This is a genomic window from Chryseobacterium sp. CBTAP 102, assembly GCF_003201365.1.
GTDB lineage: Bacteria > Bacteroidota > Bacteroidia > Flavobacteriales > Weeksellaceae > Chryseobacterium > Chryseobacterium candidae.
Window position 1 is genome coordinate 272,509 of the sequence record NZ_QICX01000001.1, and the last position, 11,981, is coordinate 284,489.

At 34.7% G+C, this 11,981-nt stretch carries 12 protein-coding genes; 3 read left to right on the forward strand and 9 right to left on the reverse strand.

The window, feature by feature from the left end; genetic code table 11:
- The first annotated feature begins 63 nt into the window (after positions 1 to 63).
- On the forward strand, positions 64 to 1,563 hold the full coding sequence (gene purF, locus C8D70_RS01225) for an amidophosphoribosyltransferase (RefSeq protein WP_034698287.1): 1,500 nt from the start codon (positions 64 to 66) through the stop codon (positions 1,561 to 1,563).
- 136 nt (positions 1,564 to 1,699) lie between these two features.
- Positions 1,700 to 2,647, forward strand: coding sequence for a glycerophosphodiester phosphodiesterase family protein (locus C8D70_RS01230; protein ID WP_110366123.1), 948 nt, complete (start codon positions 1,700 to 1,702; stop codon positions 2,645 to 2,647).
- Positions 2,648 to 2,739: 92 nt separating this feature from the next.
- On the opposite strand, the gene C8D70_RS01235 is transcribed toward C8D70_RS01230, so the two are convergent.
- From C8D70_RS01235 to aroB, 7 genes are all read right to left on the reverse strand, one after another.
- A complete protein-coding gene (locus tag C8D70_RS01235; protein ID WP_076594784.1) occupies positions 2,740 to 3,447 on the reverse strand; it encodes a porin family protein in 708 nt (235 codons plus the stop codon).
- A 491-nt stretch (positions 3,448 to 3,938) separates the two neighbouring features.
- Positions 3,939 to 4,316, reverse strand: coding sequence for a porin family protein (locus tag C8D70_RS01240; protein ID WP_110366124.1), 378 nt, complete (start codon positions 4,314 to 4,316; stop codon positions 3,939 to 3,941).
- On the reverse strand, positions 4,291 to 4,467 hold the full coding sequence (locus C8D70_RS20690; RefSeq protein WP_181416076.1) for a hypothetical protein: 177 nt from the start codon (positions 4,465 to 4,467) through the stop codon (positions 4,291 to 4,293). The genes C8D70_RS01240 and C8D70_RS20690 overlap by 26 nt, the downstream gene beginning before the upstream one ends.
- A 456-nt stretch (positions 4,468 to 4,923) precedes the next feature.
- Complete coding sequence (locus C8D70_RS01245) at positions 4,924 to 5,502, reverse strand: porin family protein (RefSeq protein WP_110366125.1); 579 nt, start codon at positions 5,500 to 5,502, stop codon at positions 4,924 to 4,926.
- A gap of 207 nt (positions 5,503 to 5,709) precedes the next feature.
- Positions 5,710 to 6,330: a porin family protein gene (locus C8D70_RS01250; protein ID WP_110366126.1), complete on the reverse strand. Its 621-nt coding sequence runs from the start codon at positions 6,328 to 6,330 to the stop codon at positions 5,710 to 5,712.
- Between the two features lie 230 nt (positions 6,331 to 6,560).
- Entirely contained in the window at positions 6,561 to 7,196 is a 636-nt protein-coding gene (locus tag C8D70_RS01255) for a porin family protein (RefSeq protein ID WP_076594780.1), read from the reverse strand.
- Between the two features lie 275 nt (positions 7,197 to 7,471).
- A complete protein-coding gene (aroB, locus tag C8D70_RS01260) occupies positions 7,472 to 8,518 on the reverse strand; it encodes a 3-dehydroquinate synthase (RefSeq protein WP_110366127.1) in 1,047 nt (348 codons plus the stop codon).
- 368 nt (positions 8,519 to 8,886) lie between these two features.
- Between aroB and C8D70_RS01265 the strand changes: the two genes are divergently transcribed.
- On the forward strand, positions 8,887 to 9,801 hold the full coding sequence (locus C8D70_RS01265) for a pseudouridine synthase (protein WP_110366366.1): 915 nt from the start codon (positions 8,887 to 8,889) through the stop codon (positions 9,799 to 9,801).
- 528 nt (positions 9,802 to 10,329) lie between these two features.
- Here the strand turns inward: C8D70_RS01265 and C8D70_RS01275 are convergent.
- A complete protein-coding gene (locus C8D70_RS01275) occupies positions 10,330 to 10,836 on the reverse strand; it encodes a pyridoxamine 5'-phosphate oxidase family protein (RefSeq protein ID WP_076594777.1) in 507 nt (168 codons plus the stop codon).
- Between the two features lie 217 nt (positions 10,837 to 11,053).
- Positions 11,054 to 11,698, reverse strand: coding sequence for a ligase-associated DNA damage response endonuclease PdeM (pdeM, locus tag C8D70_RS01280; protein WP_110366129.1), 645 nt, complete (start codon positions 11,696 to 11,698; stop codon positions 11,054 to 11,056).
- Between the last annotated feature and the right edge of the window lie 283 nt (positions 11,699 to 11,981).

Sequence of the window (11,981 nt, forward strand, 5' to 3'; positions counted from 1 at the left end):
AAGTTAACTTAGACTAATTTCTAACATCTAATATCTAACTTCTAATCATTAGAAAAAATAGAAATGAAAAGTTTAGACATTCATAAAAGTGAATATTTAAAACAGTTTGAAACCCAGACTTACGGAAGGAATCTTTTCAGAACTCAGGAAGAGGAAAGACTGGATGCTCCTAATGAAGAATGTGGGATCTTCGGAATGTATTCGGATAATGATCTGGATACTTTCTCCCTTTCACAGTTTGGTCTTTTTGCATTACAGCACAGAGGTCAGGAAGCTTGTGGTATTTCCGTTTTAAAGGATGGAAGAATCACAAACATGAAAGACGAAGGACTGGTTTTGGATGTTTATAAAGAAATTCAGGAACCTGAAACTTTTATGGGAAATTCTGCAATTGGCCATACCCGTTATACCACTGCAGGAGATAAAAAGAAATATAACTTCCAGCCATTTTTCGCGAAAAACGAATATGACCAGATTATACTTTCCATAGCACACAACGGTAACCTTACCAATGCCAAAGAATTAAAAGCAGAATTAGAAGCAGAAGGCGTAGTTTTCAGAGCGACTTCCGATTCTGAAGTCATCCTGAGACTGATCCAGAAAAACCTTGATTTAGGTCTTCGTGGAGCGATCAAAGCAACCATGGAAAAGATTGAAGGTGCTTATTCCGTAGTTGGGATGACCAGGAATAAATTCTTTGCATTCAGAGACTTCAATGGTATCCGTCCGTTAGTGTTGGGAGCTATTGATGAAAAATCCTATGTAGTGGCTTCAGAATCTGTAGCTTTAGATGCTGTAGGCGCTCAGTATGTACGTGATATTCTTCCGGGCGAGATCATTTATACCAATGAAAACGAACCTGGAAAGCTTCATTCTTATATGATGGATGAAGCGAAAGGTAAGCAGAGAATCTGTTCTTTCGAATATATTTATTTCGCAAGACCTGACTCTACTTTAGAAAACATCAATGTATACGAGATCAGAGAAAAATCCGGAGAGAAAATCTGGGAACAGGCTCCTGTAGAAGCTGATCTGGTGATTGGAGTTCCGGATTCCGGAGTTCCGGCTGCTATTGGTTTCTCAAAGGCTTCAGGAATACCTTTCCGCCCTGTTTTGATCAAAAACAGATATATCGGAAGAAGTTTCATCGTTCCTACACAGGAAATGAGAGAAAGGGTAGTAAACCTTAAGCTGAACCCGATCATTTCTGAGATGAAAGATAAGAGAGTAGTCATTATTGATGACTCTATCGTTCGTGGAACAACATCGAAAAGACTGGTTAAAATTTTAAAAGATGCAGGCGTAAAAGAGATCCACTTCAGAAGTGTTTCTCCTCCAATTATTGCTCCATGTTATCTGGGAATTGATACTCCGTCTAAAGATGATCTTATCTCAGCGAATATGACTACGGAAGAACTTAAGAATTATCTGGGAGTAGATTCCTTAGAGTTTTTAAGCATAGACAATCTGAAAGACATTTTAGGATCAGCTAACCACTGCTTCGGGTGCTTTACAGAGGAATATCCTGTAGGAAAAGGAGAAGAGGTGGATTTATTCAACTAATCTCTTTATTAAAATACTAAAAGAACCGGGTGTACAGCCTGGTTCTTTTACTTTATAAATGTAGCAAAAGATTAATATTCCTGTATTATTCAGGATACAATGGAGCTTTAATTTTGTCAAATTAAAACTTCAGGATATGAAACACGCACTTTTTACGGGTATTTTTCTGGTATTTGCCCACCTTTATTCTTCACAGACTTTCGATAATCAGGCACACCGAGGAGGGAAATCCCTTTACCCCGAAAATACAATCCCGGCTATGAAAAATGCTCTGAAAATGAATGTGACAACCCTGGAAATGGATCTGGCCATAACGAAGGACAAAAAAGTCATTCTTTCTCATGACGCTTTTCTCTCACCGGAACTGGTTACAAAGCCGGATGGAGCTTACATTCCCAAAGATTCAGGTTTTTATTACAAAATTTATGAAATGCCTTACGCAAAGATCAAAACCTTTGATGTGGGATTGAAAAAATTGAATAACTATCCTGATCAAAAGAAAATGAAAGCTCAGAAACCTCTCTTTTCAGATGTAATAGACACTTGCGAAACCTATGCCCGTGAATTGAAAAGACCACTGCCTTTTTACAATGTAGAAACAAAGACACGTCCTTTTTCTGATAACATTCTTCATCCGGAACCAAAAGAATTTGTGGATCTGATGATGAAGATTATTGTAGAAAAAAAGATACAGGACAGAGTGATCATCCAGTCTTTTGACCCGAGAACGCTGGAAATCCTTCATAAAGAATATCCTGAAATAATGACTGCTTTACTCGTGGAAAAGGTAGATGATAAAAAGCTGGCTCAGCAGCAGGCTTATTTTAGAAATATTCCGGTAGAAAAGTTCAACCTGTATCCCCATCACCTGAATGGAGTAGCCGGAGATATGAAGTTCCTGAGCTTTACTCCTACTATTTACAGTCCTGAACATAGTCTTGTGACCCCTCAATTAGTACAGGAATGCCATTCATTGGGCATGAAAGTAATCCCATGGACCGTGAATACAAAAGAAAGATTAAAGGAATTAAAAGAGATGGGAATAGACGGTATCATCAGCGATGATCCGGGAATATTCGAATAAAACTTATTGCAATATAAATAGCCGGAAGAAAATCTTCCGGCTATTTTATGCGTGCAGGGTTAATGCACTTCGGTTAAAAAACTGGTTCTAAATTAGAATTTATAGTTCAGGCCTAACTGAAATACTCTGTTGTTGTTTTCAGCTGCTGGTCTGCTTTTATCAATTTTTGTCAAGCTATTTACATATCTTGCACTGATACCGATGTTGGATGTGATATCATATCCTAAACCAAGACCCAATCCGAAATTGAATTTATTGATCTGATCTTTGTCGATATCTTGAGTATTAGAACTTGTAGTGGTTGTAGTAACACCTCCTGTAGTACTTGCTACACTTGTTTCTCCTTTAGTTTTTCCGTTGATGAAATAACTGAATTCAGGTCCTGCCTCAATATAGAACTTGTCAGTAGGTCTCATCTGAACCATTAAAGGAACAGAAATATAATCCATTTTTACTCTGCCCTGTACTTTGGTTTTTACATTCGTAACTCCATTGTCAGTTTCTGTAGATGAGATTACATCTTTTGCCCCCATTTGGTTGTATAATACCTCAGGCTGTAAGCTGAATTGTTTTGAAAGTGGAATATTAACAAATGCACCGGCATGGAAACCTAGTTGCTGAGTGTTGATTCCAAACTTTTGCTGGCTGAAATATGCTGAGTTTCCTCCAGCCTTAATTCCGAATCTAACGGGTTGTACATCTTTTTTTAGTGGTGATGCATTAACTGTTTTAGTTTCTGTTTCCTGAGCGAAAGCTAGTGTACCAGCAGTTAATGCTAATCCTAAAAATAACTTCTTCATAATTTTATTTTTTAATTTTACTATTTGTGTGTCGGATATCTCTCAATCAGACCCGAATTATTTTGCAAATTGCTTGCCAAAGTCGAAGAGTGCCTGTTTAAAGGGATTTTCAGGTGTTTTTTGAAAAGTTTATTTTAAACCATTTATCCCTTTTTGATGAATAAATATTTTGTATAATGAATGTTTTGTGAAAATAGTTGAATGCTCATTGCACTTTATTATTGATAATTGAAATAATAAAAAAAATGAACTGGAATTGGATTTTTCACGAATTAATAGAAGTTCCGGGTTCTTTTTAAGAATAGAAATAAAAATACCGGACTCTTAAAGCCCGGCATCCGTTTTGAAAATAATAAATATCTCTATTTAAATCGATTTGCAACTCCAGCCTGAATTGCATTATTTCGTACTTTATCACCGTCGTTGTATCTGTAAACTTCACTAAGACCAGCCGTAAATCTTGCCGTTATGCCAAAGTTTTCAGTAAAATATTATCCGGCACCAATGCCTAATCCCATATTAAAACGCTTAAAAAGCCCTGTTGAAATATTCTTTGAAATATGTTCCGTACGATCAACTGTAACTGAATTTCGGGTAGTCTCAATAGTTGTTAAATCTCCTTTTGTTCTTCCTCCCGGCAGATATCCGAATTCAGGTCCTGCTTCTACATAAAGCTGAGGAAGAATATTATATTGAACCATTACAGGAAGAGATAGGTAATTTAATGTCGTACTGTAATCATAGTGTTGTGTTATTCTGTATTTTCCTGAACTTGTTCTGTAATTGTACTCTGTTTTTGATCCCTGCTGGCTGAAAATTAGTTTCGGCTGGATGCTGAATTTATCAGAAACAGGAATATTCGCAAACACTCAGGCGTGAAAACCCACTTTCATTATTATCATACTCATAACCATCTCCTCTGGTAAGTGTAGAACCATTAAAGCCTGTTTTGACACCAAAAGAGACAGGAGAAGATTTTGCCTGTTGTTTTTCCTGTGTATTGGCAGAGAGGCCTACCATAATTGCTAGTACTGCAAAAAAAAATCATGATTGAAGTTTAATTTCCTTCCCGGCAACAAAATACCTGCTATAAAATGAGAAATTGATAAAATAATAAGCGAAAAAGTCAGGCTTAAACTAATTAACCTGACTTTTTCTATTGAAATCAAAATGTATCTTATTGATAAACAAAATATCTTCAGTATTCTGTTGTATACTCTAATTGCCATTCTGGCTGGCATAATTCACGTTAAAGTTTAATGGTAATAGTTAGATTTGATTTTGATATTCAGTTGAATATCAACTGGATCAAAGTATACTCATTATGAAAACATGAACCATAAATTGGGAATTTCCGGGATAGAGTACAATCAATTAATTTACAGGCAAATTTCTTGCCAAAAATATTAAGACCAATAAAAAAGCCGAATTATATTAAATCCGGCTTGTATTGATTAATGGTTTGCTTAAGATTTATTAGAATTTGTAAGCTAAACCTATCTGGAATACTCCGTTTCTGGCAGCATCACCGTTATTGCTTTTTGGAACATCAGATAATCCTGCAGTATATCTTAAATTCACACCAATATTTTGTGTAAAATAATATCCAGCTCCAAGTCCAAGTCCGAAATCAAAAGTTTTCAGATTGTCTTTAACATCTACAGATGCACCGTTACTCTTTCCTTTAGCACTGATAAGAAATCCGAATTGAGGACCCGCTTCTACATATAGATTAGGAATCAGATTGTACTGTAACATTACAGGTACTGCAATATAGTCTGTGTTAAGTTTTACATCACCATTACCTTTATATTTCCCGCCCATACCACTGTATAATACTTCTGGCTGTACAGAGAAGTCTTGTGCAACTGGAATGTTGGCAAAAACACCACCATAAAATCCAGCTTTTGAATTTAAATCGCTGTTAGAAATAGTAGAGATATTAAGACCTGCTTTTACACCAAATCTAACTGGAGAAGATGAAGCAGTAGAAGTCTTCTGAGAGAAAGCGAAAGTACCTGCTACTAACGCAAGACCTAAAAAAATCTTTTTCATAAGTTTTATATTTTAATAGTTTTTAAGTTTTATTTAACATTTCATTAGGAATCAAACTGCGTGCCAAAGTTAAAATATACTCTTAATTTACTATTTACCGTGTTTTCTTGAAGAATAATTTTTTCTATTGTATTAAAAAAGCCGGATTAATTTTAATCCGACTCCACTTTAATTATAAAAAATTACTGAGAAAAGCTATATAAAGCCTTAGAATTTGTAGTTTACTCCTACCTGGAATACCCCATTTTTTACAGATCCTTCTCTGTCATATCCATATTGATATTTTGTTTTTACAATATCAGACAGGCCTGCGTTATATCTCAGATTTATCCCAATGTTTTTGGTAAAATAGTAGCCAGCTCCCAATCCGATTCCAAAATCAAATGATTGTGTTGCATTTTTTAAAGCACCGGTAGAAGCACTTTTCTTTAATCTGGCATCAATTAAAAAGTTAAATTGTGGTCCTGCTTCCACATATAGATTTGGAATTGCTTTATATTGGAACATTACAGGTACAGAAAGATATTCTAAATTAAGTTTTGCATTACTGCCGCCTTTCTCCTTTGCTCCCGCAGCACTATATAATACTTCCGGTTGAACAGAGAAATCTTTAGAAACAGGAATGTTTACAAAAGCACCACCATAGAATCCAGCTTTTGAATTCATATCCATATTAGAAAGATTGGAAACATTAAGGCCTGCTTTCAAACCAAATTTGATTTTTGAAGAAGATGTTAATGGAGTAGAAGCATCAGTAGAAGTTGAAGTGCTTTGAGCAAATGCAAAAGTGCCTGCGATAAGTGTGAGGCTTAGGAAAATCTTTTTCATAGATTAGTTTATTTTTTATGTTGTTTAACGCTCGGAAAGCAACAAACAATATACCGTCAATTCCCTTGTATAAAGACTTTATATGTTTTTAACGAATGTATAAATCATCTATTTGGGATGTATTTACAGTGCTTTATCAACTCATTATTATTTTAACATAAAAAAAGACCAGATTAAAAATTAATCTGATCTTTTCTATTGAATATAAAATTTGTTAGTGAATGTGCAGCTTATTTGAATTTATAAGCTAATCCTACCTGAAATAGGTTGTTTCTCACTGCATCAGAACCACTAGGTCTGTTTTTTGCGATATCTGTTAAACCTGCTACATATCTCGCTGTAAGTCCAAGGTTCGGAGTGAAATAATATCCTGCACCAAGACCAATACCAAAGTTGAATGTATTTAAGTTGTCTTTGTAGTTATCAGTGGTATTTGATTGTCCATTAGATTCATTTTTGAACTTGTTTTTAGCACTTACCATGAAACCGAATTCTGGTCCTGCCTCAACATACAAATCAGGGATCAGATTATACTGGAACATTACCGGTACCGTAATATAATCTAATTTGGTAGAAGCTGAATATTTTGTTCCTGCAAAAGTATAATCTGATTTATTACCATATTGCGAATACTGAACCTCCGGCTGAACGCTGAATGAAGCCGCTAACGGAATGTTGGCAAACACACCTGCGTTAAATCCAATTTTAGATTTCTGATCATCAAGACCACTGTCTTTTGAAAGTGAAGAAACGTTCATTCCTCCTTTTACCCCGAATGTTACCGGATTAGAAGATGTATTTCCTGTCTGTTGAGCGAATGCGAATGTTCCTGCAGTTAACGCTAATCCTAAAATTAACTTTTTCATAACTTTAATTTTTTAATTTTACTCTTTCTTAATTTTAAATTTTACTACTGTTCAGCATTTTCAGTTGAACGCAGAGTATCTTTCAAATTGCTTGCCAAAAATATTTTTTATGATTAAAATCAATAAAAAAACCACTTAGTGTTGAAGTGGTTTTTGTTTTATGCAATTGATTATCAACTTATTGTATTTTTAAATAAACATTTGTTTAGATGTTGTCTAAATTGACAATTTTGTCAAAAGTTGTATTAAGAAATGAAACTGTTGTGTGAAAATTATTAAGCATCATTCAATTTTCTATAAAAAGAAATAGCTTCAAGAATGTTTTCCTGGCTGCACTGATGATCATAGTGGCATGAACCTATTCCTGAAAGCAGGGAAAAGTTGATTTTACGGTCTGTATTCTTTTTATCATTGAGTAATAAAGCCGTAATATCTTCATCTTTAAAATCACTGATATCAAGGTAAGGATAGTATCTCTGAATGTTTTCAATGATTATTTTTGAATCTTCTTCAGAAATAAGGTTTTCAAGATAAGCAAGATGAGCTTCAGCAATCATTCCCATAGCCACAGCTTCACCGTGAAGGATTGGATTTTCCTGCTGAAGACATAAACTTTCTACCGCATGTCCTATTGTATGCCCGAAATTAAGTGTTTTTCTGATGTTCTGCTCGTGGAAATCCTGATCTACAACATTCTGTTTAATATTCATAGAAGTCTGAATATGAGGAAACACTGTTTCCACTTCCAGTTTGCGGATCTGAATCAGCTTATCCCAATGATTTTTATCAGCAATCAACCCATGTTTCAGCATTTCTGCAAAACCACTTCTTAATTCTTTAAAAGGCAGTGTTTCTAAGAATTTTGGAAAAATAAAGATTTGCTCAGGGAAAGCAAAAGTTCCCACCATATTTTTATAGTGCATCAGATCGATCCCGGTTTTTCCGCCTATGGAAGCATCACACATTGATAAAAGGGTAGTAGGGATATTGACAAACTGTATTCCTCTTTTATAAGTAGATGCAACAAATCCTCCCATATCCGTAATCACACCGCCGCCAAGGTTAATAACCAGTGCTTTTCTGTCTGCCTGCATTTCTGTAAGAATTTCCCAAAGCTGATTGGCTGTATGAATATTTTTCATTTCCTCTCCAGCCTCAATCTCTAAAATTTCAAATGCAAGATCCGTTTCCATATTCCCTAAAAGAACAGGAAGGCAGTATTCATGAGTGTTTTCATCTACAAGAATGAAAATTTTACTGAAAGTTTTTTCGTGAAGAAACTCGTTGAGCTGAGAGAAATTATCGTTTAATATTGTTATCATCTTCTATTTTATATAAAGTTAAAATGTAAACTATAGTGCAAAGTTATGATTCTTAATTTTTAACTCGTAACTAAATTACTATCTTTGCAGAAATTTTTAGAATGAGCAGAGATAATAATAATTCAGACAGACCAAAGAGACCAAGAATTTCAACCAAGAAAAGTTCTGATGATTCTCGTGCTTCCAGATCTGGAAATTCTTCAGGATCAAAACCTTTTAACAAGCCTTTCTCTAAAGATGGAGGAAAAAAAGGCCCGGAACATAAAGGATCCAATTCAAGATTTGAAAAGAAACCTTTCAAAAGAAATACAGACAGTTTCGAGAATTCCAACGATGATTCAGGATCAAAATCTGAAAGAAAACCTTATATCACAAACAAAAGTGAGAGCTATGAGAAGAAATCTTTTGGAAAACCTAAGAGAGGAGGGAAAAACTTCGATACAAGAGATAAGTACGAAAGAGGCAGCCTGAAATACGGAAGAAGACCTTCCAGCGGTGATAACAGAAATGATGACAAAACAAGATCTTTTGTACAGAAAAGAAGGCTGAACAAAATTGAAAAAGACGTTCATAAAGACAGCATCCGTCTTAACAAGTATATTGCTAATTCCGGAATCTGCAGCAGAAGAGAGGCTGATGATTTGATTACTCAGGGATTGGTAGAAGTAAACGGAAAGGTGGTAACTGAAATGGGATATCAGGTACAGAAAACAGACAGAGTAGTTTTTGACGGACAAAGTATTACTCCTGAAAAACCTGTATATGTACTTTTGAATAAGCCAAAAGGTTATATTTCTACAACAAAAGATGATAAAGCAAGAAAAACCGTAATGGATCTTGTGGCGAATGCTTCTCCGTACAGGCTTTTCCCGGTTGGAAGACTGGATCGTTCCACAACAGGAGTGATCTTATTAACCAATGATGGTCACATGACTAAAAAGCTGACGCATCCATCTTTTGATGCTAAGAAGATTTATCATGTTACATTGGATAAAAAGCTTACCGGTGAAGATTTACGCCTTATTGCTGAAGGTATCCGTCTTGATGAAGGAGTAGCTGTGGTTGATCAGATTTCATATATTGAAGGAAAGCCTAAGAATGAAGTCGGAATTGAGATTCACATCGGATGGAACCGTGTTATCAGAAGAATTTTCCAAAGATTAGGATACGAAGTAGAATCTTTAGACAGAGTGATGTTTGCAGGATTAACGAAGAAGAATATCAAGAGAGGACACTGGAGAATCCTTACAGAACTGGAAGTAAACAACCTTAAAATGCTTTAGAATAATGATGAATTAAGCGTTATCAATGATGAATGACAGATTCACATTTCCAGCTTACTTCATTCTTTCAAAAAGTATCTTCAGGATAAAGAATAAAAAAGCACAGACTTATTTTCTGGACACTATCCCGCGAAGCGTGTAAGTAAAAAAGTTAGGCTTGGATTTTATAATCTGAGCCTTTTTTAAATACGCATAAATCGGTTAAGAACAATAAATTTTGGATAAACATTGTCCATTTTTGTAGTTTCTTTTAAAGCGAGATACACTGATTCTTCGGATTTCAAGAAGAAATTCAAAAAATACAGTAAGTTCATCACATTATTTTCGCCAGGAGTGAATTGAATTGCATAAGAATATTTGCTTTCCCTTACTTTGAAAACAATTCCCTCCAAACAATGAAATATAAAAAAAGCTATCTCAATTGTGAGACAGCTTCATTTTTTTCTCTCGCAGATCACAAAAACTGCTCTGACAATTAAGTGCAAATCTGTTTAATCTGTGAGAAAATGTATTCTTTATTTAATATTTTTAAATCGTTGCATTTCCTTCCACACCGTCGGAATTATCGGTTTTGTTTCCTGTGATTGCGGCCGTTACAAAACTAAACAGGCTTACCAGTTTTCCTGCTTTGGTATCCCAGTAATAAGTTTCTTTAGGCTCTACACGGATAATGGTAACATTTGGATCGTCTTTTCCGTCAAACCAGGCTTTAGCAAGAGGAGACCATTTATCTTCTATGGTTGCTTTATCTTTATAAATAGAAGCTTTCCCATAAACAGAAAGATATTGGGAATCACTATTGTTCATAAAAAACAATTGTACTCTTCGGTCTTCTTTTATTTCAAAATTCTTATTGCTGGTTCCGCTGCTGATAAACCAGAGATTTCCGCTGTCGTCTGTTTCCTGTAAAGTCATAGGTCTTGAATTGATAGGAGTAGTTTCCAATTCTGTACAGAACATACATATTCTTGCACTTTCCGAGAGTTCTTTGATCTTTTTGATTGCTTCCAGGTGGGTAAGATTTTGTGTTGACATAATATAATATTTTAGTTATTGGTATTCATTAAAACATTCAAATACCTGACCAAAAGGGAATAAATTGTGGTACCTGGGCTTGATTTCTTTTCAATAAATAAGTTTTACGTAAATTTGATGAATGCAGATTTCGCCTCCTAAACATCTGGCTTCTTTTATCAGGCATTATATCTTTTTGGAAAACAGAGAACAGCTTCTTAAATAAAACCTTAAGCTATCAAATTTCATAGATTTCCGCATCTGTAAACACAAAAAACGCACTTTTTTTTGGTAGATTTTTCGTATCCAGTCCTGTGAATTCACTGAAAGCAGGTAATAATAATTGATTGCTGCTGAGAGCAAAGCATGGTAGCCTGATATTTTTCACCGCAGAATTCAGCACAATTCCCGGGTGAATATGTCCTGTAATCTGAAATCCGGATCTTGATGCATCAAAATCATGAATGAAAGTAATATCATCTATTTCCAGCCATTCAGATTTGTGATGAAAACATAATTTTTTTTCCAGGGTTTCTGAAATCCGGTCATGGTTTCCTTCAATAAGATAAAACTGTATATCAGGATACTGATTTTTCCAGGTACAGAATTCATCCACATCAGAATTGTCTCCGGCATGAAGTAAATCTCCAACCACTACAAACTTTTCAGGCTGAAAATATTCAATCAGCGCGGATAATCTTTCCAGATCACTTTTCATAATATGATTGGCCACTGCAATACCATTTTTACGAAAATGAGCTGTTTTTCCGATGTGCAGATCAGAAAGAATCAATGCTTTTTCTTTTTGCCAGAATGCTGCCCGCTGATTGGTCAGAATGAAAGTTTCATTTCCGATGGAAATATTTTTAGTTGCTATAAACACTTGATAGATTGAAAAATTGAAGGTTTAAAGTTAAACTATTTAAATAAATAGGATCAGCCAACTTTTCTGGCTTACATGAAATTTTTCCATTATTTAAATTTTATTAAAATTCTAAGAAGATATACTCTAAGTTACGATGATTATTTAAGTTTATCAAGAAAATTAACGGAGAATATCAGGCTGAGAATAAGATTAAAACGATAGATTTTTTATTTGATTTTATAAATTTTAGAATCTCGCAAAGGCACAAATTTTATATTATCTGTTTTTATTTAAGGCGCAA